Annotated in this window: 34 protein-coding genes; 28 read left to right on the forward strand and 6 right to left on the reverse strand. The window is 67.0% G+C overall.

Annotated features, from left to right (window positions below; all coding sequences use genetic code 11):
* Positions 1 to 42: 42 nt before the first annotated feature.
* From urtB to OEJ36_RS27540, 14 genes are all read left to right on the forward strand, one after another.
* Positions 43 to 1611: an urea ABC transporter permease subunit UrtB gene (gene urtB, locus OEJ36_RS27475; protein WP_263404215.1), complete on the forward strand. Its 1569-nt coding sequence runs from the start codon at positions 43 to 45 to the stop codon at positions 1609 to 1611.
* Complete coding sequence (gene urtC / locus OEJ36_RS27480) at positions 1611 to 2690, forward strand: urea ABC transporter permease subunit UrtC (RefSeq protein ID WP_263404216.1); 1080 nt, start codon at positions 1611 to 1613, stop codon at positions 2688 to 2690. The genes urtB and urtC overlap by 1 nt, the downstream gene beginning before the upstream one ends.
* Positions 2687 to 3547, forward strand: a complete 861-nt coding sequence (gene urtD / locus OEJ36_RS27485; RefSeq protein ID WP_263404217.1) for an urea ABC transporter ATP-binding protein UrtD — start codon at positions 2687 to 2689, stop codon at positions 3545 to 3547. Before urtC ends, urtD begins: the two co-directional genes overlap by 4 nt.
* A 101-nt stretch (positions 3548 to 3648) precedes the next feature.
* Positions 3649 to 4347, forward strand: coding sequence for an urea ABC transporter ATP-binding subunit UrtE (gene urtE / locus OEJ36_RS27490; protein WP_263404218.1), 699 nt, complete (start codon positions 3649 to 3651; stop codon positions 4345 to 4347).
* A 92-nt stretch (positions 4348 to 4439) separates the two neighbouring features.
* Positions 4440 to 5273 (forward strand): urease accessory protein UreD, encoded by an 834-nt coding sequence (locus OEJ36_RS27495; RefSeq protein ID WP_263404219.1) that lies wholly within the window; start codon positions 4440 to 4442, stop codon positions 5271 to 5273.
* Positions 5273 to 5575, forward strand: coding sequence for an urease subunit gamma (ureA, locus tag OEJ36_RS27500; RefSeq protein ID WP_021222395.1), 303 nt, complete (start codon positions 5273 to 5275; stop codon positions 5573 to 5575). Before OEJ36_RS27495 ends, ureA begins: the two co-directional genes overlap by 1 nt.
* A gap of 8 nt (positions 5576 to 5583) precedes the next feature.
* Positions 5584 to 6099 (forward strand): GNAT family N-acetyltransferase, encoded by a 516-nt coding sequence (locus tag OEJ36_RS27505; protein ID WP_263404220.1) that lies wholly within the window; start codon positions 5584 to 5586, stop codon positions 6097 to 6099.
* A gap of 13 nt (positions 6100 to 6112) precedes the next feature.
* Complete coding sequence (locus OEJ36_RS27510; RefSeq protein ID WP_263404221.1) at positions 6113 to 6418, forward strand: urease subunit beta; 306 nt, start codon at positions 6113 to 6115, stop codon at positions 6416 to 6418.
* Between the two features lie 112 nt (positions 6419 to 6530).
* A complete protein-coding gene (gene ureC / locus OEJ36_RS27515) occupies positions 6531 to 8231 on the forward strand; it encodes an urease subunit alpha (RefSeq protein ID WP_263404222.1) in 1701 nt (566 codons plus the stop codon).
* 87 nt (positions 8232 to 8318) lie between these two features.
* Positions 8319 to 8555 (forward strand): addiction module protein, encoded by a 237-nt coding sequence (locus OEJ36_RS27520; RefSeq protein WP_263404223.1) that lies wholly within the window; start codon positions 8319 to 8321, stop codon positions 8553 to 8555.
* On the forward strand, positions 8552 to 8833 hold the full coding sequence (locus tag OEJ36_RS27525; RefSeq protein ID WP_263404224.1) for a type II toxin-antitoxin system RelE/ParE family toxin: 282 nt from the start codon (positions 8552 to 8554) through the stop codon (positions 8831 to 8833). The genes OEJ36_RS27520 and OEJ36_RS27525 overlap by 4 nt, the downstream gene beginning before the upstream one ends.
* Before the next feature lie 167 nt (positions 8834 to 9000).
* Positions 9001 to 9351, forward strand: a complete 351-nt coding sequence (locus OEJ36_RS27530; protein WP_263404225.1) for a DUF805 domain-containing protein — start codon at positions 9001 to 9003, stop codon at positions 9349 to 9351.
* 111 nt (positions 9352 to 9462) lie between these two features.
* Positions 9463 to 9876 carry a DUF3592 domain-containing protein gene (locus OEJ36_RS27535; protein ID WP_021222401.1) on the forward strand — a complete coding sequence of 138 codons (414 nt, stop codon included), beginning with the start codon at positions 9463 to 9465 and terminating at the stop codon, positions 9874 to 9876.
* A gap of 19 nt (positions 9877 to 9895) precedes the next feature.
* Entirely contained in the window at positions 9896 to 10486 is a 591-nt protein-coding gene (locus tag OEJ36_RS27540; protein ID WP_043243599.1) for a hypothetical protein, read from the forward strand.
* Between the two features lie 15 nt (positions 10487 to 10501).
* Here the strand turns inward: OEJ36_RS27540 and OEJ36_RS27545 are convergent, their stop codons facing one another.
* A complete protein-coding gene (locus tag OEJ36_RS27545; RefSeq protein WP_021222403.1) occupies positions 10502 to 10768 on the reverse strand; it encodes a DksA/TraR family C4-type zinc finger protein in 267 nt (88 codons plus the stop codon).
* A gap of 104 nt (positions 10769 to 10872) precedes the next feature.
* Positions 10873 to 11742 carry an oxaloacetate decarboxylase gene (locus OEJ36_RS27550; RefSeq protein WP_043243596.1) on the reverse strand — a complete coding sequence of 290 codons (870 nt, stop codon included), beginning with the start codon at positions 11740 to 11742 and terminating at the stop codon, positions 10873 to 10875.
* A 291-nt stretch (positions 11743 to 12033) separates the two neighbouring features.
* On the opposite strand from OEJ36_RS27550, the gene OEJ36_RS27555 reads away from it, so the two are divergent.
* On the forward strand, positions 12034 to 12351 hold the full coding sequence (locus OEJ36_RS27555) for a hypothetical protein (protein WP_374981957.1): 318 nt from the start codon (positions 12034 to 12036) through the stop codon (positions 12349 to 12351).
* Between the two features lie 53 nt (positions 12352 to 12404).
* Entirely contained in the window at positions 12405 to 12842 is a 438-nt protein-coding gene (locus OEJ36_RS27560) for a YqaA family protein (protein ID WP_263404226.1), read from the forward strand.
* A 2-nt stretch (positions 12843 to 12844) separates the two neighbouring features.
* Here OEJ36_RS27560 and OEJ36_RS27565 read toward each other — a convergent pair whose 3' ends face one another.
* Positions 12845 to 13114, reverse strand: a complete 270-nt coding sequence (locus OEJ36_RS27565; RefSeq protein ID WP_263404227.1) for a PsiF family protein — start codon at positions 13112 to 13114, stop codon at positions 12845 to 12847.
* A 146-nt stretch (positions 13115 to 13260) separates the two neighbouring features.
* Here OEJ36_RS27565 and OEJ36_RS27570 point away from each other — a divergent pair, with 146 nt between their 5' ends.
* From OEJ36_RS27570 to OEJ36_RS27590, 5 genes are all read left to right on the forward strand, one after another.
* Complete coding sequence (locus OEJ36_RS27570; RefSeq protein ID WP_263404228.1) at positions 13261 to 14526, forward strand: Hsp70 family protein; 1266 nt, start codon at positions 13261 to 13263, stop codon at positions 14524 to 14526.
* Positions 14527 to 14626: 100 nt separating this feature from the next.
* A complete protein-coding gene (locus OEJ36_RS27575) occupies positions 14627 to 14836 on the forward strand; it encodes a hypothetical protein (RefSeq protein ID WP_263404229.1) in 210 nt (69 codons plus the stop codon).
* A gap of 89 nt (positions 14837 to 14925) precedes the next feature.
* On the forward strand, positions 14926 to 15270 hold the full coding sequence (osmE, locus tag OEJ36_RS27580) for an osmotically-inducible lipoprotein OsmE (RefSeq protein WP_263404230.1): 345 nt from the start codon (positions 14926 to 14928) through the stop codon (positions 15268 to 15270).
* A 153-nt stretch (positions 15271 to 15423) separates the two neighbouring features.
* On the forward strand, positions 15424 to 15765 hold the full coding sequence (osmE, locus tag OEJ36_RS27585; RefSeq protein ID WP_263404231.1) for an osmotically-inducible lipoprotein OsmE: 342 nt from the start codon (positions 15424 to 15426) through the stop codon (positions 15763 to 15765).
* 125 nt (positions 15766 to 15890) lie between these two features.
* On the forward strand, positions 15891 to 16424 hold the full coding sequence (locus OEJ36_RS27590) for a bacterioferritin (RefSeq protein ID WP_263404232.1): 534 nt from the start codon (positions 15891 to 15893) through the stop codon (positions 16422 to 16424).
* Between the two features lie 235 nt (positions 16425 to 16659).
* On the opposite strand, the gene OEJ36_RS27595 is transcribed toward OEJ36_RS27590, so the two are convergent.
* Complete coding sequence (locus OEJ36_RS27595) at positions 16660 to 18723, reverse strand: AsmA family protein (RefSeq protein WP_263404233.1); 2064 nt, start codon at positions 18721 to 18723, stop codon at positions 16660 to 16662.
* Positions 18724 to 19042: 319 nt separating this feature from the next.
* Here OEJ36_RS27595 and OEJ36_RS27600 point away from each other — a divergent pair, with 319 nt between their 5' ends.
* Positions 19043 to 19597 carry a hypothetical protein gene (locus OEJ36_RS27600; RefSeq protein WP_263404234.1) on the forward strand — a complete coding sequence of 185 codons (555 nt, stop codon included), beginning with the start codon at positions 19043 to 19045 and terminating at the stop codon, positions 19595 to 19597.
* Positions 19598 to 20021: 424 nt separating this feature from the next.
* The gene (locus OEJ36_RS27605; protein ID WP_263404235.1) at positions 20022 to 20507 is read left to right on the forward strand and encodes a phage infection protein; all 486 of its coding nucleotides are present in this window, start codon (positions 20022 to 20024) and stop codon (positions 20505 to 20507) included.
* Between the two features lie 100 nt (positions 20508 to 20607).
* Here OEJ36_RS27605 and OEJ36_RS27610 read toward each other — a convergent pair whose 3' ends face one another.
* Both OEJ36_RS27610 and OEJ36_RS27615 read right to left on the reverse strand, forming a co-directional pair.
* Positions 20608 to 21687, reverse strand: coding sequence for a fatty acid desaturase family protein (locus OEJ36_RS27610; protein WP_263404236.1), 1080 nt, complete (start codon positions 21685 to 21687; stop codon positions 20608 to 20610).
* Between the two features lie 41 nt (positions 21688 to 21728).
* Positions 21729 to 22835, reverse strand: coding sequence for a ferredoxin reductase (locus OEJ36_RS27615; RefSeq protein ID WP_263404237.1), 1107 nt, complete (start codon positions 22833 to 22835; stop codon positions 21729 to 21731).
* 139 nt (positions 22836 to 22974) lie between these two features.
* Between OEJ36_RS27615 and OEJ36_RS27620 the strand changes: the two genes are divergently transcribed.
* From OEJ36_RS27620 to OEJ36_RS27640, 5 genes are all read left to right on the forward strand, one after another.
* Complete coding sequence (locus tag OEJ36_RS27620) at positions 22975 to 23610, forward strand: TetR family transcriptional regulator (protein WP_184492207.1); 636 nt, start codon at positions 22975 to 22977, stop codon at positions 23608 to 23610.
* Between the two features lie 167 nt (positions 23611 to 23777).
* Positions 23778 to 24278, forward strand: a complete 501-nt coding sequence (gene ureE, locus OEJ36_RS27625) for an urease accessory protein UreE (protein WP_263404238.1) — start codon at positions 23778 to 23780, stop codon at positions 24276 to 24278.
* Entirely contained in the window at positions 24275 to 24949 is a 675-nt protein-coding gene (locus tag OEJ36_RS27630) for an urease accessory protein UreF (protein ID WP_263404239.1), read from the forward strand. Before ureE ends, OEJ36_RS27630 begins: the two co-directional genes overlap by 4 nt.
* 9 nt (positions 24950 to 24958) lie before the next feature.
* Positions 24959 to 25573: an urease accessory protein UreG gene (gene ureG / locus OEJ36_RS27635; protein WP_263404240.1), complete on the forward strand. Its 615-nt coding sequence runs from the start codon at positions 24959 to 24961 to the stop codon at positions 25571 to 25573.
* Between the two features lie 22 nt (positions 25574 to 25595).
* Complete coding sequence (locus tag OEJ36_RS27640; protein ID WP_263404241.1) at positions 25596 to 26168, forward strand: HupE/UreJ family protein; 573 nt, start codon at positions 25596 to 25598, stop codon at positions 26166 to 26168.
* Positions 26169 to 26310 lie beyond the last annotated feature (142 nt).

Here is a 26310-nt window from a genome sequence, read left to right on the forward strand (position 1 = left end):
CCACCTTTTGGCTTACCCCGCCGATACGGAGCCTCCCTCTCCATGCCCAACTGCCTTTTCCGAACCCTCCTGTCCCTGGCCCTGTTGCTGCCCCTGGCGGCCCAGGCCGGTGACGCCAACGACTTCGCTGCCGCCAACCCGGGCCAGCAGGCCAAGCTGCTGGAAAGCTGGGCCGCCCAGCCCGAGGCCACGCGCCAGCCCCTGCTCGATGCCCTGCAACAGAACCGCTTTGCCGTCGACGCCAAGCTGGCCTACGTCGAACAGGACGGCACCTGGCAGGCCGCCGAGGGCGACGCCGCCCCCGCCGCCACGCCGAAGAAGCTGCGCCTGAACAACCGCCTGCGCGGCCTGCTGATCACCGCCCAGGCCAGCCATCAACTGCTCGCCGCCGAACCCGCCGCGCGCCTGGACGCTGCCCGCCAGCTGCAGAAGAGCGCCAAGCCGGCGCAGCTGCCGCTGCTCAACCAGCGCATGGTCGCCGAGGAAGACGCCGCCGTGCGTGACGCCATCGGCCTGGCCCTGGCCAACCTGCAACTGGTCGACCCCGATCCGGCCATCCGCCTCAATGCCGTGCGCCTGCTGGGCGAAACCGGCGCCCCGCTGGCCCGTACCCGCCTCGAGGCGCTGCTCGACCCGGCAGTGGAAACCGATGCCGCCGTGCGCACCGCCGCCGAAACCAGCCTGGCCCAGGTCAAGCGCCGGCTGGCACTGGGCGAAGTGCTCGGCCAGGCCTTCAGCGGCCTGTCCCTGGGCTCCATCCTGCTGCTCGCCGCCCTCGGCCTGGCCATCACCTTCGGCCTGCTCGGGGTGATCAACATGGCCCACGGCGAGATGCTGATGCTCGGCGCCTACTCCACCTACATCGTGCAGCTGATGTTCCAGCGCCTGGCGCCGGACCTGCTCGCCCTCTACCCGCTGGTGGCGCTGCCGGTGGCCTTCTTCGTCACCGCCGCCATCGGCATGGCCCTGGAGCGCACGGTGATCCGCCACCTCTATGGCCGTCCCCTGGAAACCCTGCTCGCCACCTGGGGCATCAGCCTGATGCTGATCCAGCTGGTACGCGTGGTGTTCGGTGCGCAGAACGTCGAGGTGGCCAACCCGGCCTGGCTCTCCGGCGGCATCCAGGTGCTGCCCAACCTGGTGCTGCCGTACAACCGCATCGTCATCATCGGCTTCGCCCTGTTCGTGGTGGCGCTGACCTGGCTGCTGCTGAACCGCACGCGCCTGGGCCTCAACGTCCGCGCCGTCACCCAGAACCGCAACATGGCCGCCTGCTGCGGCGTGCCCACCGGCCGCGTCGACATGCTCGCCTTCGGCCTCGGCTCTGGCATCGCCGGGCTCGGCGGCGTGGCCCTGTCGCAGATCGGCAACGTCGGCCCCGACCTCGGCCAGGGCTACATCATCGACTCCTTCCTGGTGGTGGTGCTCGGTGGCGTCGGCCAGCTGGCCGGCAGCGTGATGGCGGCCTTCGGCCTGGGCGTGGCGAACAAGATCCTCGAACCGCAGATCGGCGCCGTGCTGGGCAAGATCCTGATCCTCGCGCTGATCATTCTGTTCATCCAGAAGCGTCCCCAGGGCCTCTTCGCACTCAAAGGAAGGGTGATCGACTGATGAACCAGCCCCTGACCCTCACCGCCGCGCAGAAGGCCGGCCCGAAAGTCACCCTGGGCGTTGGCGCCCTGGTGCTGGCGGTGCTCATCGCCCTGCCGCTGCTGCACCTGCTGCCGGCCGACAACCCGCTGCAGGTCTCCGCCTACACCCTCACCTTGGTGGGCAAGATCCTCTGCTACGCCATCGTCGCCCTGGCCCTGGACCTGGTCTGGGGCTACGCCGGGCTGCTGTCCCTGGGCCACGGGCTGTTCTTCGCCCTGGGCGGCTACGCCATGGGCATGTACCTGATGCGCCAGAGCGCCGGCGACGGCCTGCCGGCCTTCATGAGCTTCCTCGCCTGGAGCGAACTGCCCTGGTACTGGACCGGCACCTCCAGCTTCCTCTGGTCGCTGTGCCTGGTGGTGCTCGCCCCCGGCCTGCTGGCCCTGGTGTTCGGCTTCTTCGCCTTCCGCTCGCGGATCAAGGGCGTGTACTTCTCGATCATGACCCAGGCCCTGACCTTCGCCGGCATGCTGCTGTTCTTCCGCAACGAGACCGGCTTCGGCGGCAACAACGGCTTCACCGACTTCAAGCGCATCCTCGGCTTCGACATCACCGCGCCGGGCACCCGCGCCGTGCTGTTCCTGGCCACGGTGGCGCTGCTGGTGAGTGCCCTGGTGCTGGGCTGGCGCCTGTCGAAGAGCAAGTTCGGCCGGGTGCTCACCGCCTTGCGCGACGCCGAGAACCGCCTGATGTTCTGCGGCTACGACCCGCGCGGCTACAAGCTGTTCATCTGGGTGCTGTCGGCCGTGCTCTGCGGCCTGGCCGGCGCGCTGTACGTGCCCCAGGTGGGCATCATCAACCCCAGCGAGATGTCGCCGACCAACTCCATCGAAGCCGCCGTCTGGGTGGCCCTGGGCGGGCGCGGCTCGCTCATCGGCCCGCTGCTGGGCGCCGGTCTGGTCAACGGCATGAAGAGCTGGTTCACCGTGGCCTTCCCGGAATACTGGCTGTTCTTCCTCGGCGCCCTGTTCATCGTCGTCACCCTGTTCCTGCCCAAGGGCCTGTTCGGCCTGCTGCGCAAGGAGAAGGACCAATGAGAGCGACCCCGGTACCCGAACTCATGCTCGAACCCGCCTACGACCCCAACAGCGACGCCGGCACCGGCCGCGACGCCCTCGGCCTCGGCCAGAGCGCCGGCAAGGGCCTGAACACCCGCCACGGCACCATCCTCACGCTGGAAGACATCAGCGTCAGCTTCGATGGCTTCAAGGCGCTCAACGACCTCAACCTGTACATCGGCGTCGGAGAGTTGCGCTGCATCATCGGCCCCAACGGCGCGGGCAAGACCACGCTGATGGACGTGATCACCGGCAAGACCCGCCCCACCACCGGCAGTGCCTGGTTCGGCGAAACCCTGGACCTGACCCGCATGAGCGAGGTGCAGATCGCCCAGGCCGGCATCGGCCGCAAGTTCCAGAAGCCCACGGTGTTCGAAGCGCTAACGGTGTTCGAAAACCTGGAGCTGGCGCAGAAGACCGACAAATCGGTGTGGGCCAGCCTGCGCGCCACACTCTCCGGCGAGCAGAAGGACCGCATCGACGAAGTACTCGCCACCATCCGCCTGCAGGACTCGCGACGCCGCCCGGCAGGCCTCCTGTCCCACGGCCAGAAGCAGTTCCTGGAGATCGGCATGCTGCTGATGCAAGACCCGCAACTGCTGCTGCTCGACGAGCCGGTGGCGGGCATGACCGACGCCGAAACCGAATTCACCGCCGAGCTGTTCAAGGGCCTGGCCGGCAAGCACTCGCTGATGGTGGTGGAGCACGACATGGGCTTCGTCGGTAGCATCGCCGACCACGTCACCGTGCTGCATCAGGGGCATGTGTTGGCGGAAGGATCGCTGGCGGACGTGCAGGCGAATGAACAGGTGATCGAGGTTTATCTGGGGCGCTGACGCGCCAGCTGCAAGCTGCAAGCTGCAAAACGATGCTGACCCGCTTTTTCTTGTGGCTTGAAGCTTGGCGCTTGAGGCTGCAGCCACTGAGGAATTCAACCGTGCTCCAAGTCCATCAGCTGCATCAATACTACGGCGGCAGCCACATCCTCCGCGGCCTGTCGTTCGAGGTGAAGGTTGGCGAGGTCACCTGCCTGCTCGGGCGCAACGGCGTGGGCAAGACCACGTTGCTGAAATGCCTGATGGGCCTGATCCCCGCGAAGGAAGGCGCGGTGAATTGGGAGGGCAAGCCGATCACCGGTTCCAAGCCGCACCAGCGCGTGCACGCCGGCATCGCCTACGTGCCCCAGGGTCGCGAGATCTTTCCGCGCCTGACGGTGGAGGAGAACCTGCTCATGGGCCTCTCCCGCTTCAGCGCCAAGGAAGCCAAGGCGGTGCCCGAATTCATCTACGAGCTGTTCCCGGTGCTGCGGGAGATGAAGCACCGCCGCGGCGGCGACCTCTCCGGCGGCCAGCAGCAACAGCTGGCCATCGGCCGCGCCCTGGCCAGCCGGCCGCGCCTGCTGATCCTCGACGAGCCCACCGAAGGCATCCAGCCCTCGGTGATCAAGGAGATCGGCGCGGTGATCCGCAAGCTGGCCGAGCGCGGCGACATGGCCATCCTGCTGGTGGAGCAGTTCTACGACTTCGCCGCCGAGCTGGCCGACCAGTACCTGGTGATGAGCCGGGGCGAAATCATCCAGCAGGGGCGTGGAGAAAACATGGAAGCCGAAGGCGTGCGCGGCCTGGTGACGATCTGACCCCCGGGCCCGGGCCCGTGCACCGAATGGGTTCAGGGCACGCCTCTTGCTTTGCCCGGTCGGTCAACTATTTTGCGGATGCCTCCACAGCCATGAACCTGCCCGCAGCCCTGTTCACGCCGAGCTGGCACGCCGAACTGGAGCTGGGCTACGCCCGCCGGGACGAACGCACCATTCCGGTGCTTCGCCGCCACCTCGGCCCCCTGAGGGTGCAAAAGCACCTCCACGCCGAGGGCCCCGAGGTGTGCCAGCACATCATCGTGCACCCGCCCGGCGGCATCGCTGGCGGCGACCGCCTGGACATCACCGCCCGGGTGGGCGACGACGCCTGGGCCCAGCTCACCAGCCCCGGCGCGGCCAAGTGGTACCGCGCCCATGGCCCGGCCTTCCAGACGCTGGCGCTGCGGGTCGAGGCCGGCGCCACCCTGGAGTGGCTGCCCCAGGAAACCATCGTCTTCTCCGGCGCCCAGGCCGAACTGAGCACCCGCATCGACCTGGCCGCCGACGCCCGGCTGTTCTATTGGGACGTGGTCGCCCTCGGCCGCCCCGCCGCCGGCGAGCACTTCGCCAGCGGCCAGTTCCAGGCACAGCTGGATATCCGCCGCGACGGCCGCGCGCTGTGGCACGAGCGCCAGCGCATCAGCGGCGACGACGGCCTGCTCGACTCACCCATCGGCCTCGCCGGGCAACCGGTGTTCGCCACCCTGATCGCCACCGGCCAGCTCGACCCGGAGCTGCTGGAACGCTGCCGCGAACTGCCCTCGGCGGTGCGCGGCGACCTGACCCAACTGCCCGGCCTGCTGGTGGCCCGCTGCCTGGCCAGTGAAGCCCTGCACGCGCGCGCCTGGCTGATCGACCTCTGGCGCCTGTTGCGCCCTGCCCTGCTCGGCCGCGACGCCGTGCCGCCACGAATCTGGAGTACCTGATGGACCTCACCCCGAGAGAGAAAGACAAGCTGCTGATCTTCACCGCCGGCCTGGTCGCCGAGCGGCGCCTGGCCCGTGGGGTGAAGCTCAACTACCCGGAAGCCATGGCCTACATCTCCGCCGCCCTGCTCGAAGGCGCCCGCGACGGCCGCACCGTGGCCGAGCTGATGCACTTCGGCACCACGCTGCTGGCCCGTGACCAGGTGATGGAGGGTGTGCCGGAGATGATCCCGGAGATCCAGATCGAAGCAACCTTTCCCGACGGCACCAAGCTGGTGACCGTGCACCAGCCGATTGTGTGAGAGCCACCATGTCACTTGATATCCGCGACGCCGCGCCCGAACACCTGGAAGGCATCCGCGCCATCTACAACGACGCCGTGGAGAACACCACGGCGATCTGGAACGAACGCCCGGTGGACCTCGACAACCGCCGCGCCTGGTTCGACGCCCGCGCCCAGCAGGGCTACCCGATCCTGGTCGCCCTCGAGGCCGGTGAGGTGGTCGGCTACGCCTCCTTCGGCGACTGGCGGCCCTTCGAAGGCTTCTGCAACACCGTCGAGCATTCCGTCTACGTGCACGCCGACCAGCGCGGCAAGGGCCTCGGCCCGCTGCTGATGGCCGCGCTCATCGAGCGCGCCCGCGCCTGTGGCAAGCACGTGATGGTGGCGGCCATCGAAAGCGGCAACGCCGCCTCCATCCGCCTGCACGAGCGCCTCGGCTTCGTCACCACCGGGCAGATGCCCCAGGTGGGCTGCAAGTTCGGCCGCTGGCTGGACCTGACCTTCATGCAGCTGTGCCTCACCCCGCAGCGCAGCACACCCTGACCCGGAGGCCCCCATGATTCCCGGCGAATACCAGATCCAGGACGGCGAGATCGAACTCAACGCCGGCCGCCGCACCCTGACCCTGAGCGTGGCCAACACCGGCGACAGGCCGATCCAGGTCGGCTCGCACTACCACTTCTTCGAGACCAACGACGCCCTCGCCTTCAACCGCGCCGCCGCCCGTGGCATGCGCCTGAACATCCCGGCCGGCACCGCCGTGCGCTTCGAGCCGGGCCAGAGCCGCGAGGTGGAACTGGTGGACCTCGCCGGCCTGCGCCGGGTGTTCGGCTTTGCCGGAAGGGTGATGGGCGATCTGTGATCGCAGTGACAAGTCGCAAGCCACAAGCTGCAAGCAAGGGCAGCGCGGCTTCCGCTTTTTTACTTGAGGCTTGCAGCTTTCGGCTTGCAGCCTGAATTCCGAGGACCGAGGAATGAAGATTTCCCGACAAGCCTATGCCGACATGTTCGGCCCCACCGTCGGCGACAAGGTGCGCCTGGCCGACACCGAGCTGTGGATCGAGGTGGAGAAGGACTTCACCACCTATGGCGAGGAGGTGAAATTCGGCGGCGGCAAGGTGATCCGCGACGGCATGGGCCAGGGCCAGCTGCTGGCAGCCGAGGTGGTCGACACGCTGATCACCAACGCGCTGATCATCGACCACTGGGGCATCGTCAAGGCTGACGTCGGCCTCAAGGACGGGCGCATCGCGGCAATCGGCAAGGCCGGCAACCCGGACATCCAGCCCGACGTCACCATCGCCATCGGCGCCAGCACCGAGGTGATCGCCGGCGAGGGCATGATCCTCACCGCCGGCGGCATCGACACCCATATCCACTTCATCTGCCCGCAGCAGATCGAAGAGGCGCTCATGAGCGGCGTCACCACCATGATCGGCGGCGGTACCGGGCCGGCCACCGGCACCAACGCCACCACCTGCACCTCGGGGCCCTGGCACATGGCGCGCATGCTCCAGGCCGCGGACGCCTTCCCGATGAACATCGGCTTCACCGGCAAGGGCAACGCCTCGCTGCCGGAACCGCTGATCGAGCAGGTCAGGGCCGGCGCCATCGGCCTCAAGCTGCACGAGGACTGGGGCACCACCCCGGCCGCCATCGACAACTGCCTGAGCGTGGCCGACCAGTACGACGTGCAGGTGGCGATCCACACCGACACCCTCAACGAGTCCGGCTTCGTCGAGACCACCCTGGGTGCCTTCAAGGGCCGCACCATCCACACCTACCACACCGAAGGCGCGGGGGGTGGCCATGCGCCGGACATCATCAAGGCCTGCGGTTTCGCCAACGTGCTGCCCAGCTCCACCAACCCGACGCGGCCCTTCACCCGCAACACCATCGACGAGCACCTGGACATGCTCATGGTCTGCCACCACCTGGACCCGAGCATCGCCGAGGACGTGGCCTTCGCCGAAAGCCGCATCCGCCGCGAGACCATCGCCGCCGAAGACATCCTCCACGACCTCGGCGCGTTCTCGATGATCAGCTCCGACAGCCAGGCCATGGGCCGTGTGGGCGAGGTCATCACCCGCACCTGGCAGACCGCCGACAAGATGCACAAGCAGCGTGGTCCGCTGGAAGGCGACGGTGCCGGCAACAGCAACTTCCGGGTCAAGCGCTATATCGCCAAATACACCATCAACCCGGCCATCACCCACGGCATCAGCCATGAAGTGGGCTCCATCGAAGTGGGCAAGTGGGCCGACCTGGTGCTCTGGCGCCCGGCCTTCTTCGGCGTGAAGCCGACGCTGATCCTCAAGGGCGGGGCCATCGCCGCCAGCCTGATGGGCGACGCCAACGCCTCGATCCCCACCCCGCAACCGGTGCACTACCGCCCGATGTTCGCCAGCTACGCCGGCAGCCGCCACGCCACCAGCCTGACCTTCATCAGCCAGGCCGCGCTGGAGGCCGGCGTGCCCGAGCAACTCGGCCTGAAGAAGCGCATCGCCGTGGTCAAGGGCTGCCGCACCGTGCAGAAGAAGGACCTGATCCACAACGACTACACCCCGGACATCGATGTGGACCCGCAAACCTACCAGGTGAAAGCCGACGGCCAATTGCTCTGGTGCGAACCCGCCGAGGTGCTGCCGATGGCGCAGCGGTATTTCCTGTTCTGAGGCTTGCGCCCATCCCCTTGCCGCCACGGCGGGGGGATGAACACCCTGTGCTAGGATTTCGCCATTTCCCCGCACCGGGAGCCCGCCATGCCCCAGCCTCGCCCCGCCCTCCCCGACGCCTTGCTCAAGCTCTCGCCCGCTGAACGCATCCAGTTGGCCGAAGACCTCTGGGACAGCGTCGCCGCCCACCCGGAAAACCTCCCGCCGTTGACCGACGAGGAGCGTCGCGAAATCGACCGGCGCCTGGCCGCCCACGACGCCGCCCCCGCAACCGCCATCGACTGGGAAGACGTGCGCAAACGGCTCTGGTCCGGCCAGGCGTGAAGGTCAGATTCCGCCCGGAGGCCGAACTCGAGCTGACACAGGCCCGCGATTGGTATGCCGCCTGCGCCCCCGGCCTGGGCCGCGAATTCCTCAGGGCACTCGATACCTGCCTGGAAGGCATCCTGTTTTATCCACAGGCTCACCCTCTCGTGCATGGCGAAGTCCGCCGCGCCCTGTTCCGACAATTTCCCTACAGCCTGACCTTTCGAGTCGAAACGGACGGCATCCTGGTGATTTCTTGCCGGCATTCCCGGCAAAAGCCCATTTCCCGGGGCTGAGCGCCTCTCCAGAATTGACTCGATGGCAATTTGCCGTGTCGTGAACTCCCCCACGCAATGCCTTGTTACGAAACGCTATAGTCAGTCGGCTACACCGTCGGTGTAGGACAAGGCCTTGCCACGAAGACGAGAGTGCCGCTCAGCGCGGCCAAAAAAGGGAGTTTGTTATGGAATGGTATTTGAAGTGCATCAAGCAGCATTACTTCGACTTTAACGGCCGCGCTCGTCGCAAGGAGTACTGGATGTTCACCCTGGTGAACGTCGTGATCTCCGTCGTGCTGTCCGTGGTACTGGGCATGATCAACGAGAACCTGGCCCTGCTGGCCAACCTGTACAGCCTCGCCGTGCTGCTGCCGGCCCTGGGCGTCACCGCGCGTCGCCTGCACGACATCGGCAAGAGCGGCTGGTGGATGCTGATCGCCCTGGTTCCGATCCTCGGCGGCCTGTACCTGCTGTTCCTGCTGGTCCAGGACAGCGTGCCCGAGACCAACGCCTACGGCCTCAACCCCAAGGCCTGATGGGTCAGGTTCCCGTCGCCCTGACGGGAACCTCAGGGACAGACGCCTGTCCCAGCGCAGTGGCCGGGAGTTCCCCCGGCCATGCCCATGGATGATCAGGAACGCCACAGGATGTCCGATACCCCGCTTCCCCGCCTCAAGGGCGGTCTCTTCGCCCTGATCGGCATCGCGCTGCTCGCTGCGATGGCCATACAGACCTCTTCCCGCGTGGGATTCCTGCAGTCGGCCCTGGAGGCAGACGGCAGCGTCGTCGCGCTCAATGCCGGCGGCTCCCACCCGGAAATCGAATTCACCGACGGCACCGGTACGCGCATCTCCTACCCCCAAGGGGGCTGGATCTACGGCTACCAGGTCGGCATGCCGGTGAAGGTGCACTACCAGGCCGACGCTCCGGCCACCTCGGCCGTGGTCGATGACTTCGGCGCTCTCTGGGGCACCTCGGCCTTCCTCGGCCTGCTGGGCTCCATCTTCACGGTCACCGGATTGATGACCCTCTTCAGGCGCCCCCGCTACGACATCGCCTGAACCGCACAAGGAAGCCGCAATGCCCAAGATGCCCATCCCCCTGCCCGTCAACCCGAGCCGCTGGGGCTATGTCACCGCCAGTGGTGGTGGCCTGACGGTCGCCTTCGTCGCCGGCGGTGGCGGCTCCATCACCTTGCGTTCGCCCTCGGGGGAGAACGTCGCCCTGCGCTATGGCGGCCTCGGTGCCGGCGTGGGCTTCGGCGCCAAGCTGCCGCGCTTCGGCAAGGTGGATATCAAGATCAAGGGCAAGAGCATCGGCGGTGCCGGTGCGGCGGAAGCCTTCCCCAGTGACGGCGCGGTTTTCGTGGCGGACGACCTGGTGGACCGCGACCTCACCCGTGACGACATCACCGGGCCCTGCATGTACGTGGAGATCGGCGCAGGCGTAGCCGTCGGCGTATCCGGCACGGCCATGCTGTTCGGCCTCGACGCCAAGCTGCTGGCCGCGGTGATGCTGATGAACGCGAGCCCGGTGACCAGCCTCACCGTCTCGCCGATGCTGACCCGGCAACTGATGCAGTCGGCGCGCGGCGCCCTGCTGATGGGTGGCGCCAACCTGGGCATCCAGGCCGGTGCCGGTGGCGCGGTCTATATCGGCGCGCTGTTCTGATCCACGTCTAACCCCTCAGCGCAACTGGCTGTCCTTGCTGCCCCGGCGGTTATAGCCCGCGTGGCTGGACTGCTCGCGGTCGTGCTCGCTCTGGCAGGCGATGCACAGGCGCACGCCCGGTACGGCTTCGCGCCGTGCCTGGGGGATGATGGCGTCGCATTCTTCGCAGTGCGTCAGGCTCTCGCCCTTGGGCAACTGGCTACGCGCCCGCTGGATGGCGTCTTCGATGGTGCTGTCGATCTGTTCCTGTACGGCACCGTCTCCCGCCCAACCACTGGCCATGTCGACCTCCCGATCTCATTCCGCTCATTGGAGGGTTATGGGGGCGGCGGGCGGCCTTTTGCAAGGCCGCGGGCCGGTGGGCGACAAGTGGAGGTCGTTCCGGGCTATTCCTTCACGTCCATGTATTCCCGCGCCCAGATGATGTAGTCCTCGGGCAGGGTGTACTTGTGGGTCAGCTCGGTGGCGCTCAGTTCGGAAGCGGCGGTGTCGATCTGGCGCTGCTCGCGCAGGCAGTCGTAGGTGGCCTTGATGGCGGCGAAGTAGGCCGCGTGGCCGTTGACCACGATGCGCACGCCGAGGTCGGCCAGGCGCTGGTTGTCGCGCAGCTGCGGGTTGCCGTAGGTGACCAGCATCAGCGGCACGCTGAGATGCGAGGCGATGGTTTCCAGGTGCTCGAAGTCGGTGACACCGACCATGCAGATGCCATCGGCGCCGGCGGCCTGGTAGGCCTTGGTGCGGGTGATCACTTCCTCGGTGGTCAGCACGCCGGCGTGGGTCCGGGCGATGATCGCCAGGTCCGGGTCGACGCGGGCTTCGAGGGCCGCGCGAATCTTGCCGACGCCTTCCTCGACGCTGATCAGGTCGGTGGACTTGCGCCCGAACTGGGCCGGCAGCAGCGTGTCCTCGATGGTCAGCGCGGCGATGCCGGCACGCTCCAGCTCGACCACGGTGCGCATCACGTTCAGCGCGTTACCGTAGCCGTGGTCGGCGTCGGCGATCACCGGCAGACGGCTGACGCGACCGATACGCACGGCCTGCTCGACGAACTCGCTGAGGGTGATCAGCGCGAAGTCGGGGGCGGCCAGTACCTGCAGCGAGGCAACCGAGCCACCGAGGATGCCGACTTCGAAGCCGAGGTCGGCGGCGATGCGGGCGGACATGGGGTCGAAGACGGACGCGGTGTGATAGCAGGTCTTCGAGTTCAACAGCGCACGAAAGGCCGTGCGCAACTCGTGGTGAGAGGCTCTTCGCATTAGAGGTTCCAAAACGGCAGGTGCGGATGGTTGAGACACAGGGATGCAAGTATCGCACCCTCGGTCACATTGTCCGACAGCAATGGCAGCAAGGTTACAGATTCTAGCCTTCCAGGCTTTCAGTTGCCTTTAGCCGAAAGAGCCTCCAATCGGCTGTAGGCACAATCTGTTTTCAGTGACGCGTTGCCACACCGGGTTCACCTTTGCATCCACCGCGTCTACATTGCGCGCCCCGGCGAACGAATCGCGGGATGATTCACCAAGGAGAATGATGTGAAACACAGCTTCAAGATGATCGCAGGCCTGCTGTCCGTACTGGCTATCGCCGGCTGCACCGGCACCCCGATGAAGACCCAGAACCTCGACAGCAGCCAATACACCGTGATCGGCCACAGCGAGGCCAGCGCCACCGGCCTGCTGGTCGTCGGCCTGATTCCGGTCCAGCAGAACAACCGTTTCATCCGCGCCCAGAACGCCGCGATCAAGGCCAAGGGCGGTGACGCGATGATCAACACCCAGATCCAGGAAGACTGGTTCTGGGCCTGGGTCCTGACCGGCTACACCACCACCGTTTCCGGTGATGTGGTCAAGCTGAACAGCAGCCACTAAGCCGTTCGCGAGGACCACCCGGTCCTCGCTCCCACCGCTCCGGAACTCGCCCGATGCCGGACCTGATTACCTACACCAGCCTCTTCCTCATCGCCTTCGGCGCCGCCACCCTGCTGCCGCTGCAATCGGAAGCGGTGCTGGCCGGGCTGCTGCTCGCGGGTGGCCAGCCGGTGTGGGCATTGTTGCTGGTGGCGACGCTGGGCAACGTGCTCGGCTCCCTGGTGAACTGGGTGCTCGGCCGCTTCCTGGCGGACTTCCGCCACAAGAAGTGGTTTCCCGTGTCCGAATCCGCCATCGAACGGGCGCAGGCCACCTATCGCCGCTACGGGCGCTGGACCCTGTTGCTGTCGTGGCTGCCGGTGATCGGCGACCCGCTGACCCTGGTGGCCGGGCTGATGCGCGAGTCGCCCTGGGTGTTCCTGCTGCTGGTGACCCTGGCCAAGGCCGGCCGCTACCTGGCGGTGGCGGCGCTGACCCTGGGCCTGGCCTGAGGCTATTTCTTCTTCAGGCAGTCGCTGAGGAAGGCCTTGCGCTCATCGCCCTTGAGGGCCTTTTCGCTGGCGGTCTTGTTGCAGCTGATCATCTTCTCCTGCTGGGTGGCCTTGAGGCAGTTGCTCATGAAGGCCTTGCGCGTGTCGCCCTTGAGTTCCTGGGCCGTGGCGTCGGCGTTGCAGCTCTTCATCTTCTCCTGCTGGGTCGCGGCGAAACCCTGGCTGGCGGCCAGCAGCGCGAGTACGAGCAGGGGCAGGCGGATCGACTTCATGGGCGGTCTCCCGGGTGGTCCATGGGGGATGACGAAGCGTCGACTGGAGTCTAGCCACTGCGACGAACTGCGCCTTGCCGCCTGAGCAAAGCGCCTTCGGCTCGCGTACACTGCGCGGCCGTTTTTTCCACCGGACTTCTCGCGCCATGAGCAATCTCACCGCAGCCCGTGCCCTGGGCATCGACTTCGGCACCTCCAACTCCACCGTCGGCTGGTGGCGCCCGGACGTGGAGCCGCTGATCGCACTGGAAGACGGCAAGATCACCCTGCCCTCGGTGATCTTCTTCAACATCGAGGAACGCCGCCCGGTCTATGGCCGCCTGGCCCTGCACGAATACCTGGAAGGCTACGAAGGCCGCCTGATGCGCTCGCTGAAGAGCCTGCTGGGCTCCACGCTGCTGAAGAGCGAGACCACCGTCCTGGGCAGCGCCATGCCCTTCAAGGACCTGCTGGGCCTGTTCATCGGCGAGCTGAAGAAGCGCGCCGAGGCGCTCGCCGGCCATGAGTTCGACCAAGTGGTGCTGGGCCGCCCGGTGTTCTTCGTCGACGACGACCCGGCCGCCGACCAGGAAGCCCAGGCGACCCTGGTGGCCGTGGCCAACAAGCTCGGCTTCAAGGACGTCTCCTTCCAGTTTGAACCCATCGCCGCCGCCTTCGACTACGAGCGCAGCATCGAGCGCGAAGAGCTGGTGCTGATCGTCGACATCGGCGGCGGTACCTCCGACTTCTCCCTGGTGCGCCTGTCCCCCGAGCGTCGCGACGTGGCCGACCGCCATGGCGACATCCTCGCCACCGGCGGCGTGCATGTGGGCGGTACCGACTTCGACAAGCAGCTCAGCCTGCAAGGCGTGATGCCGCAGTTCGGCTACGGCAGCCGCATGAAGAGCGATGCCCTCATGCCCACCAGCTACCACCTCAACCTCGCCACCTGGCACACCATCAACGCCGTCTATGCGCAGAAGTCGCAGCTGTCGCTGAAGAACATGCGCTACGACATCGTCGACACCCGCGGCATCGACCGCCTGTTCCGCCTGATCGAGCAACGCGCCGGGCACTGGCTGGCGATGCAGGTGGAGGACAGCAAGATCGAGCTGACCGAAGCGCGCCACCGCGTGATCGACCTCGAACGCATCGAGCCGGGCCTGCGCGTGGAACTGACCCGCCACCTGTTCGAAGACGCCATCGAGCCGCTGCTGCAGCGCATCCGCGACAGCGTCACGCGCCTGCTGGGCGATGCCGGCGTCGGCGTGGAACAGGTGGACACGGTGTTCTTCACCGGCGGCTCCAGCGGCATCCCCGCCCTGCGTGACAGCGTCGCCGCCCTGCTGCCCAATGCCCGCCATGTTGAAGGCAACACCTTCGGCAGCATCGGCAGCGGCCTGGCCATCGAGGCGCGCAAACGCTACGGCTGAGCCGGGCGTCGGGCGCCCCACGACGTTCGTGCGGCGCCCCTGGCGGCGACCCCGCCGCTGGATTACCTTCGCCGGCATCGCCCACCTGCGGAGCCCCGCCATGAAACGCCTGCTGACCTGCCTCCCCTTCCTCCTGCTCGCCGGCTGCGGCCTCGGCGAAACCGCCGCCACCGGTGCGGCCCAGGCCAAGCTGCAAGCCGAGCAGGCACAACAGGCCCAGCAGCAGATGGACCAGCTCAAGCAGCAGATCGACCAGGCCAACGCCGTCAACCAGCAGCGCCTGCAGGATGCCGAGAACGCCAGCCAGTAGTGCCTGGCGGCAAATTCTTCGAACTCACCTGGCCATACGCCACTCGAACCTCATGAAGACGCCCAGTCGCTCCCCATGAGGATTCAACCATGTACAAGGAAACACTCGCGGCAGTGTTCGTGCTGGCATCGGTAGCGGGTTGCAGCACCAAGTTCGAGAACCCCACCGACTACGTCACTTACCGTCATGAACCTTTGGTGGAAAAGGTCCAGGACGGCATGACCAAGGACGAGGTGCTGACCATCGGCGGCCCGCCGTCCACTGAAATCCAGCGAACCGTGCACCCCGGCACCTGCAACAACTACGTGCTGAACAAGGAGGGCCACCAGCAGCCCTACTACGTGAGTTTCAGCGATGCCGGCCGGGTCGACAGCAAGGGTTTCATGACCTGCGAGCAATGGCAGAAACATGAAGCCGAGGCGGCGAAGATCTGATCCGTTGCGGCGCCCGGAGCACCGGGCGCCGCAGTGGCCAAATGCCAGAATTGCCAACCCACGCACAGCCCCGGCGCAAATAAATAGCGAACCGGCACGCCTCGTTGATGTCCAAGCGCTGTTATTTACAGCGGATCATCGAGGACCATCAGCATGTTCAAGCGCGCGCTCCTGCTCGCGGCCGCTCTGGGCTCGGTGTCCGGTTGCGCCAGCAAGATCGAGAACCCCACCGACTACATCACTTACCGCAACGAACCCTTGGTGCGGCAGGTGGAAGAAGGCATGACCAAGGAGCAGGTACAGGCCATCGGCGGGCGCCCCTCCTCCATCGTCCAGCGCAGCATCCACCCCGGCTCCTGCAACAACTACATCCTCAATCACAACGGCCACCAGCAGGCCTACCACGTCAGTTTCGGCGCCAGCGGCCGTGTCCAGCACACGGGGTTCATGACCTGCAGGCAGCGCGAAAACGTCGAGCGCGATCGCCTGGACTGATGCCCCGGGCGCGCAGATTTCCTAAACTTTTCCCGCTGCGTATCACTCACATCCCAGGTAGGGCCCGCGACGCCACCGGCCGCCAGAGCCAGGCACCCGGGCCTGATTAGCCAAGGAGAACCCTGATGAGTGATGTGCAACTGACCGATGTGAACACCCTGCGTCAGCGCGCCCGGCAGAACGTGCTGGACGGCGCCGTGACCGAGGGCTACCACGCTGACCGCGCCACCGTGCTGCGCCTGCTCAACGAGGCGCTGGCCACCGAGCTGGTCTGCTACCTGCGCTACAAGCGCCACTACTACATGGCCACCGGGCTCAAGGCGAGCATCGCTGCCAGCGAATTCCTCGAACACGCCCAGCAGGAACAGCAGCATGCCGACCGCCTGGCCGAACGCATCGTGCAACTGGGTGGCGAACCAGACTTCAACCCCGCCGGCCTGGAGGCCCGCTCCCACGCCCAATACGTCGCAGGAGAAAACCTGCGCGAGATGGTCACCGAAGACCTGATCGCCGAGCGCATCGCCGTCGACAGCTACCGCGAGATCATCCAGTACCTCGGCGACAAGGACCCGACCACCCGCCGCCTGTTCGAAGAAATCCTCGAGCAAGAGGAAGAACACGCCGACGACATGGCCGATATCCTCGCCGACCTGAAGTAATCCCTCCCCCGCCTCGTCGCCCGGGCTTCAGCCCGGGCCACGGGCACCCCGCAAGCCCGCGCACGAACGTCGTAACCGGGTAGCCCGGGCTTCAGCCCGGGAGTCACGAGCATCCGCTATTCCGCACACGCGCCTCCCGTAGGTTGGGTAGAGGCACGAAACCCAACGCAGCGATGCCAAACACCCCGCGTTGGGCCTCGCTACGCTCGGCGCCAACCTACGGAAAGCCCCTGCCTCAATTGGCCTTGCGCATCTTCTCCAGCAACGGCGTGCAGGTGTTGGTGACATCGCCTCCGCCGCTCGGCGCGACCAGGGCCAGCAGCCCAGCAGCCGGGGCCACCACCGCGCCCAGCACCACCATGCCGGCGCCACGGGCGATCAGCGGCACCGCCTTGACGCCTGCATCCGGCTTCTTGAAGGTGCCGCGCACGTAGAGCGGCGAGCGCAGGGAGAAGATGCGCACGCCCTTGGATTCCGGGGTGACGGTCATGTCCAGCCGCTCGCTGGCAAGGTTGGCCGAACCGTCGATCTGGATCAGCGCGTTCTCGGTATCGAAGATGAACACCCGCGGCGTCACCAGGCCCTTGGTCAGCTTGAGATCAGCAGCGGCGCAGTTGATCTTCACCTCGTCGTCGCCGAACAACTTGCCCACCAGGTAGTTGCCCACATTGAGCCCGGCGATCTCCATCAGCCCACGGCTCACCGCACCGTCGTTGACCAGCAGCTTGAGGTTGCCGTTGGCACTCCCCAGCAGGGCGGCCACCGAGTTACCGGTGCCGGCCAGGTCGGCGTCACCGTTGAGTTCACCGAAGCTGGTGCGCATGGGCTCGAAGGTGGGGAACAGCTGCTTGAGCTTGAAGTGCCGCGCGCTGAGCCGGGCACTGCCCTGCAGGGGCACGCTGCTGCCGTCCAGGCGGATGGTGGAATCCAGGCTGCCGCCGGCCATGCCGAAGCGCAGGGGCTCCAGGCTCAGCTTGCCGTCGTTGAGCACCACGTGGGTGTCGAGGTCATTGAAGGGCAGCTTGTCGCTGTGGACGATGCGCTTGCCGGTGAAACGCACATCGGCATCCATCTGCCGCCAGCGCTCGGTGCGGAATTCCTCCACCGGCAGCACCTTGTCCGTTGGCTGCTTGCTGGCCACGCCGCGTTCCTTCTTCTCGGCGTTGGAGTCGGCACCGATCAGCGGCGCCAGGTCGGCGAAGCGCAGCTGGTTGGAGGTCAGCGCACCGGACAGCTTGGGCCGGGGCTGGCGGGCGACGAAGTGCAGGTCGCCATGGATGTCGCTGTCGCCAATGGCACCGTTGAAGCCCTGGTAATGGAACTGCGGGCCCGCCGGGTCCTGCAGCTGCGCCACCAGGCGGCCATCGGTGGAATAGGCCGGCGTATCGGGCAGGGTCACGCCGGTCAGCGGGTAGAGGTTGCCCAGGCTGTTGCCGGCCAGTTTCAGGCGCAGGTCCAGGGCGCCCAGGTGGGTCGGGTCGGTGAGGGTACCGGCCAGGGCGATGCGGGTGGCTCCGATGCGCAGGTCGGCCTGCAGGGGGAAGGGCTTGCGCGGGTCCTTGAGCGCCAGCAGCCCGCCGATCTTGCCGCTGCCATCCAGCGCCTGGCCCTTGTAGCTGCCCTTGACCTTCCAGCCGAAGGCGTAGTCCTGGGGCGCGTCGCCCTGCTCCGCGGCGTTGCCGGCGGCCTTCTCGCCAACGATGTCGCTGAAGGGGATCGGCTTGCCCAGCGGGTCCACCAGCACTTCCAGGCGCGTCTGCGTGGGCTGGTCGTCCACCTTCACCTGGCCCTTGTCAAAACCGATGGCGCCGATGTCCAGGGTCCAGGCGGAGGGTTTCTCGTCGGCCTGCTCGGGGGTGCTGGCGAGCTTATCGAAAGTCCAGTTGTTGCTGCCGTCGGCGCGGCGCTTGAGGTCGGCGCGCGGCTCGGTGAGGTCGATGCGCGGGATGGTCACGGTCTTCCACAGCAACGGCAGCGGCGACAGGCTCGCCTCCACCCGCGCGAGGGTGACGAACTGCTGCTCCTTGGCCCATTCGGGGTTGCCCAGGGTCAGGTCCTCGGCCTTCACGTGGGGCCAGGGCACCCAGGCGCGCAGGCCCTCTTCCTCCGGCTCGCGCTGCCATTTCACGCTGAGGTCGCCATTGATGGCGAAGGGGCGGCCCAGGGTTTCGGAAACCCGGGCATTGAGCGTCGGCTTGATGCGGTTCCAATCGAAGGTGGCGACGAACACCACCAGGGCGGCCAACAGCAGCACCAGGCTGGCGGTGGTCCAGGCGAGGATCCTGCGTCCACGCGACATGCACTTCTCCTTCTTATGGCGGCATCGACCCCGGGATGCAGGCTCGATACACGAGGCTTGTTGATCTATCGACTGGCAAACGCGGCGGATGACTCCGGTAAATACAGACGGAAATTCACCGGGGCGCGCAGCTTAAACCGCCCATGGCCCCCTCAGGAAGCGCGATGGGAGCAAGCAAACAATTGATTCGAAAGCGCTTTTCCAATCATCACCGGCGTCGATGCCGACTATCGCGAGTGATCACTTTTTAATCGCCTGGCCGTCCGTAACATGGGCCCCGTAGCCACTTGCTACCCCCCACAACCCAGGAGATACCGACATGAAAACCCAAGCCCTCGCCACCCTGTTCCTCACCGGCCTGTTCGCCATTCCGGTCGTCCAATCCGCTGTTTCCTATCCGCTGGTCGCGGAAGGCGAAGGCGCCTACATGGTCATCGACCGCGTCGCCGAGGGCGGTGCAGAGCGCACCCTGAACCGTGTTGCCGAAGGTGGCGCCGAACGTACCCCGGGCTTCCGTGTCGCTGAAGGCGGTGCCGAACGCACTCCGGGCTTCCGTGTCGCCGAAGGCGGCGCTGAACGTACTCCTGGCTTCCGTGTCGCCGAAGGTGGCGCCGAACGTACCCCTGGCTTCCGCGTTGCTGAAGGCGGCGCTGAACGCACTCCCGGCTTCCGTGTTGCCGAAGACGGCGCCGAACGCACCCCTGGCTTCCGTGTCGCTGAAGGCGGTGCCGAACGTACCCTGAACCGCGTTGCCGAAGGTGGCGCCGAACGTACCCCGGCTTTCCGTGTCGCTGAAGGCGGCGCCGAACGCACCCTGAACCGTGTTGCCGAAGGTGGCTCCGATCGCCTGCTGCAAGCCCACGGCGTGGTCTGACAGCTACCCTGCTTCACCCTGCAGTCAAAGCCCGGCACCGGCCGGGCTTTTTATTGCCCGCCACTCAACCTCGCTCCGGCAGCCAACACACCAGCACCAGCCCACACGCGGGTTTCACACGCCCTACGTCCCCATCGTCGGTAACCGGAACCTGTAGGTCGGGTGCAACCCGACACGCGCGCGCCCATCGCTCACCGGCTGCCACGGCCCCGCATCACCGCCATCGATGAGAAGCCCGCAAAGCCTGTTCCAGGTCTGCGAAGAAGCGCAAAAAACACCATCAACCCATTGATATTAAATGGAAAAATCAACCATTAAAGAGATCGATGCTCACTATCGCCCGCCTTCACTTCTGGCCTTTCCAGGGGCTCCGTAACATTGGCTCCGTAGTCACTTACCAGCCCCCCACGAGGAGCCACAGATCATGAAAGCCCATGCCATTGCCGCCCTGTTCCTGACCAGCCTTTCCGCCACCGCCTTTGCCCTGCCCTCCGAGCCGCAACCGGTTCTGGGCGAATCCCGCGACAACAGCGGCTTCATCCAGGTCGTCGAGCCGGTTGCCGAAAACGGCTCCGATCGCACCCCCGGCCTGCGCGTTGCTGAAGGCGGTGCCGAACGCACCCTGAACCGTGTCGCCGAAGGTGGCGCCGAACGTACTCCCGGCTTCCGTGTTGCCGAAGACGGCGCTGATCGCACCCCTGGCTTCCGCGTTGCTGAAGACGGCTCCGATCGCACCCCGGGTTTCCGCGTCGCTGAAGGCGGTGCCGAACGCGCCCTGAATCGTGTCGCCGAAGGTGGCGCCGAACGTACCCCTGGCTTCCGTGTTGCCGAAGACGGTTCCGATCGCACCCCGGGCTTCCGCGTCGCTGAAGGCGGTTCCGACCGTACCCCTGGCTTCCGCGCCGTTTGAGGTGGGTTCGCTCACTGAGGCGAAAACCAGCACGCCGCCCGATCGGCACTCCTCCACAGACTGAAAGCCCGGCACACGCCGGGCTTTCGCATTTCTGGGGTCAGGCCGGTACGGCGGCCGGTGGCGAACGGTAGATCCAGATGCGCTTGAGCACGGTGGCGAACTGCGCCGAGAGCCGGCCGCTGTTGTAGACCTGGCCGTAACGCCGGGCGATCTCCCTCACCTCCCGCGACAGCGCGGCATAGCGACGCGCCGGCAGGTCGGGGAACAGGTGATGCTCGATCTGGTGGCTGAGATTGCCGGTGAGGATATGCAGCAGCGGCCCGCCGGCGAGGTTGCTGGAACCGCGCAGCTGGCGCAGGTACCACTGGCCCCGGGTCTCGCCTTCCAGCACCTCGGGCGGGAACACCACGGCCTGCTCGGTGAAGTGGCCGCAGAAGATCACGGTGAAGGTCCACAGGTTGCGGATCAGGTTGGCCAGGGCATTGCCCGCCACCACCGCCCAGGCGTTGGCACCCAGCGCCAGCGCGACCAGGGGGAAGAACAGGTAGTCCTTGACCAGTTGGCGCAGCACCTTGGCGTTGAACTGGCGCAGGCGCGGGCGCAGCTCGTCGCGGCTCATGCGGCCCTTGAAGTACTGGTCCAGGCGCAGGTGCTGCACCGCCACGGAAAACTGGAACAGCACCGCCTGCAAGGTCACCCACAGCGGCTGCCAGCGGTAGAAGGGCTTCCAGCGCTGCTCGGGGAACAGCCGCACCAGGCCATAGCCGACATCGTCGTCGCGGCCCAGCACATTGGTGTAGGTGTGATGGATGTGGTTGTGGGTGTGCCGCCAGAAATCCCCCGGCCCGACGATGTCCCACTCGTAGCGCTGCCCGGAGAATTCCGGGTCGTTCATCCAGTCGTACTGGCCGTGCATCACGTTGTGGCCCAGCTCCATGTTCTCGAGGATCTTGCCCAGTCCCAGCAGGGCGCTGCCCAGCAGCCAGGTGGGTGGGAACCAGCCGAGCAGCAACAGCAGCCGGCCGGCCCAGCAGCAGGCGCGGGTCACGGCACGGATGCGGCGGATGTAGCGGGCGTCCGCTTCGCCCAGATCATCCAGGGTGCGCTGGCGCAGGGCGTCCAGCTCGGCAGCGAAGGCCCGCAGCTCTGCGGGGCCCAGTTCTCGGTCGATACGCATGTCGTTCTCGCTCGTTGAGGCGTTGTCGGCGTCGCGCCGGTTCAGAGGTCGATCACCAGGTCGCTGTGGGGCGCGCTGACGCACAGGCGAATGGGCTGGCCCGGTTCGGCGAACAACGCGCCGGTGCGCAGGTCGCGCACCGTGCCGCTGACCAGCTGGCAGGTGCAGGCGGTGCACACGCCCTGGCGGCAACCGTGGGCCGGGCGCAGGCCATGGGCCTCGGCCTGCTCCAGCAGGTTGTAGCGACTGTCGCCCTGCATCTCGCTGCGGGCGCGGGCGAAGCCCAGGCGCACCTGGCGCGCAGGCTCGGCCGTGTTCACCGGCGCGGCACTGAAGGCCTCCAGCTGCAGGCTGCCCTGGCGCGGTTCGGCCTGCCACCACTGGCGCACCAGGGAGACGAAGCCATGGGGCCCGCAGGCCAGCAGGTCGCTGGCGACGCTGTGCCCTACGTGATCGGCCTGGAAGCGCCCGGTCAGCTCGTCGGCCACCGGTGCTTCACCGCTGATGGACCAGCGCACATTGAAGTTCGGGTAGCGCCGCGCCAACGCCTGCAGCTCATCGGCGAAGGCCCGCTGGCCGCGCTGGCGCACGTAGTGCAGCAAGGTCACCGGCGCGGTGAAGCCCTGGGCCAGCGCCTCGCGCAGCATCCCCAGCACCGGCGTGATGCCGCTGCCGGCGGCCAGCAGCAACACGCCGGCAGCCTCCTGCGGCCACTGCAGTTCGCCATCGGCCTGGCCCATCTCCACCAGCGTGCCGATCTCGAGGAAATCCACCAGGCGGTTGGACAGGCGCCCGCCGGGCTGGCGCTTGATCGCCAGCTCCACGCGGCCATCGCCGTGCACGGCGATCAGGCTGTAGCTGCGCCCCAGGCGTACGCCATCGAGGGTCTGGTGCAGTTGCACATGCTGACCGGGGCGCCAGCCCCGGGCGTTGCCGTTGACGCGAAAGGTCAACGCCAGCATGTCGTCCGCGACCCATTGGCGCGCCTCCAGCCGGGCGAAGACACGGTTCAGGCGCAACAGCGGGTGCAGCGCGGCGAGAAAGAAATCGACCTCGGCTTCACGCAGCCAGGCACGCTCGGCGAGCGCCCGCAGGGGCTTCAGGCCAGGCGCCAGGTGGCGGGCGAGGGACAGGGGAATGAGGGGCATCGGCAACACCAGTGAACACTTGTTCACTATCCTGCATGAGCGCCCCGCTTTCAGTCAACAACTGTTCACTGAAAGCGGTTCGCACCGACAGGGGGCATTTGCTAGAGTGCGGCGCACCCTCACCCCGCGAACCGGCTCCATGACCCCACGCTCGGAACAGAAACAGCAGACCCGTCAGGCCCTGATGGATGCCGCGCGCATGCTGATGGACAGCGGCCGCGGTTTCGGCAGCCTGAGCCTGCGCGAAGTGGCGCGCACCGCCGGCATCGTGCCCACGGGCTTCTACCGCCACTTCGTCGACATGGACCAGCTCGGCCTGGAACTGGTCAGCGAAGTGGGCGAGACCTTCCGCGACACCATCCGCATGGTTCGCCACAACGAATTCGAGATGGGCGGCATCATCGACGCCTCGGTGCGCATCTTCCTCGACGCGGTGCAGGCCAACCGCGGCCAGTTCCTGTTCCTCGCCCGCGAGCAGTACGGTGGCTCGCAGCCGGTGCGCCAGGCCATCGCCACGCTGCGCCAGCGCATCACCGACGACCTCGCCGCCGACCTGCGCCTGATCAACCGCATGCCGCACCTGGATGAGCCCGCCATGGACGTGATCTCCGACCTGGTGGTGAAGACGGTGTTCGCCACCCTGCCGGAACTCATCGACCCGCCCGCCCAGGGCCTGCCCGCGCACCTCACCCCCGAGGTGAAAATGATCCAGCAGCTGCGCTTCATCATGGTCGGCGGCAAGCACTGGCAAGGCCTCGGCAAGGCGAAAAGCTGACCGAGCCGACAGCGCGCACCAAAACGGAACAGCGCGCACCAGGACAACGCAGAACCACGCCCCGATAACAGGCAGCCCCTGCCCCAGAGCCCGCGCTGCGGGGCTCTGCTGTGTCTTGGCAAGCACCTTGCTCTAGCACCGGCATTGCACACTGCCGGAACCACCCCATGCTGGTCATCCAGGAAAGAACCGAAGCCCGCACGTGCTGGGACGAAGAACTGCTGCTCACCTATGAGGCGCGCAGCAAGAGCCGCCTGCGCTGCTTCAGCGTCAAGGGTGAAGACGTCGGCCTGTTCCTCGAGCGCGGCCAACCGCCCCTGCGCGATGGCGACTGCCTGCTGGCCCAGGACGGCCGCGTGGTACGGGTGTGCGCCCGCCCCGAGGCACTGCTCCACGTCACCTGCGCCAATGCCTTCGAACTGACCCGCGCCGCCTACCACCTGGGCAACCGCCACGTCGCCCTGCAGATCGGCGACGGCTGGCTGCGCCTGCTGGACGACTACGTGCTGCTGGCCATGCTCGAACAGCTTGGCGCCCAGGTCGAACGCATCGAAGCCGGCTTCCAGCCCGAGCACGGTGCCTATGGCGGCGGCCACCACCATTCCCACCACGGCGACGCCGACTTCAACTACGCCCCGCGCCTGCACCAGTTCGGAGTGCGTACGTGAACAACGGCTGGCAACTGCTGCGCCTGGCCAGCCCGCAACTGCCCATCGGTGGCTACAGCTACTCCCAAGGGCTGGAGCTGGCGGTGGACCAGGGCCAGGTGCATGACGCACCGAGCGCCGAACGCTGGATCACCGACCAGCTGCGCCTCAACCTCGCCCGCTTCGAAGCCCCGCTGCTGCTGGCGCTTTGCGAAGCCGCCGCCGAGGAAGACTGGGCCTGCCTCGCGCAATTGGGCGGCTGCCAGCGCGCCAGCCGTGAAACCCGCGAGCTGCAGCTGGAAAACCGGCAGATGGGCTACTCGTTGCAGCAGTTGCTCGAAGGCCTGCCCGAGCTGGACGAAGCCGGTCGCAACGCCCTCGCGGCCCTCGACGAACCGGTGCTCGGCGTGGCCTGGGCCCTGGCCGCCCGCGCCTGGGGCATCCCCCCGCAGGACGCCCTCGCCGCCTGGCTCTGGGGCTGGCTGGAAAACCAGCTGGCGGTGCTGATGAAAACCCTGCCGCTGGGCCAGCAAGCCGCCCAGCGCCTGACGTCCAGCTTGTTGCCGGCCCTGCAGAAGGCGCAGGAGACGGCCAGCGAGATTCCCGAAAACCAGTGGGGCAGCGCCGCCTTCGGCCTGGCCCTGGCGAGCATGGCGCACGAGCGCCAGTACAGCCGTCTGTTCCGTTCCTAGGAGAGCAACATGCACAGCCAACCCCTGCGCGTCGGCATCGGCGGCCCCGTCGGTTCCGGCAAGACCGCCCTCACCCTGGCCCTCTGCCGCGCCCTGCGCGACCGCTACAACCTGGCCGTGGTGACCAACGACATCTACACCCAGGAAGACGCCCAGTTCCTGGTGCGCAACGAGGCCCTGGACCCCGAGCGCATCATCGGCGTGGAAACCGGTGGCTGCCCCCACACGGCCATCCGCGAAGACGCCTCGATCAACCTCGAAGCCGTCGACCAGCTCAACCGCCGCTTCCCCGGCCTGGAGCTGATCATCGTCGAGTCCGGTGGCGACAACCTCTCCGCCACCTTCAGCCCGGAGCTGTCGGACCTGACCCTCTACGTGATCGACGTCTCCGCCGGCGACAAGCTGCCGCGCAAGGGCGGCCCGGGCATCTGCAAGTCCGACCTGCTGGTGATCAACAAGGTCGACCTGGCGCCCATGGTCGGCGCCTCCCTCGAGGTGATGGACCGCGACGCCCGCAAGATGCGCGGCGACAAGCCCTTCGTCTTCAGCAACCAGAAGATCGGCCAGGGTCTCGACGAGATCATCGCCTTCATCGAGAAGCAGGGCCTGCTCGGCGCTGCCTGACCCGCACAACAAGGAGCCACACATGACCCTTCGCAAAGCCCTCTACGCCCTTGCCCTGTTCCTCACCCCGGCGCTGGCGTTCGCCCATCCCGGGCATGATTCCTCGGGCCTGATGGCCGGCGTCGCCCACCCCATCACCGGCCTCGACCACCTGCTGGCCATGCTCGCCGTGGGCCTCTGGGCCGCGCAGCAGCGGGGTGCCGCGCGCTGGGCGCTGCCGGTGACCTTCGTCGGCACCATGTTGCTCGGCGGCCTGCTGGGCTTCGAAGGCCTGGAGCTGCCCTTCATGGAAACCGGCATCGCCGCCTCGGTGCTCGCCCTCGGCCTGCTGGTGGCCGTGGCCGTGCGCCCGCCGATGTTCGTCGCCGTCGGCCTGACCGCCCTGTTCGCCCTGGCCCACGGCGTCGCCCACGGCCTGGAACTGCCTGACCTCTCCAGCCCCTGGGGCTATGCCGCGGGCTTCGTCGCCGCCACCGCCGCCCTGCATGCCGCCGGCTACGGCCTGGTGCGCGTGCTGCCGCAAGCCGCTGCGCCCCTGGTACGCGTAGCCGGCGGTGCCTCCGCCGTGGCCGGCGCCTGGCTGCTGGCGGGCTGATTTCCCCCGCGTTGCAGCGGCTGGCCAAGGGCTCCCCCATCCTCCCCGGGCCGGCCGCTCTCCCTCTCTCCCCTGACATTTCCCCTGCCTGCACAAGCGCAGCGGCGGGTCTCGCCTTCCCGTCACGCCTTTGTCATAGTCC

It is taken from the genome of Pseudomonas sp. PDM13 (assembly GCF_025685765.1).
In the GTDB taxonomy this organism is placed as follows: domain Bacteria; phylum Pseudomonadota; class Gammaproteobacteria; order Pseudomonadales; family Pseudomonadaceae; genus Metapseudomonas; species Metapseudomonas solani.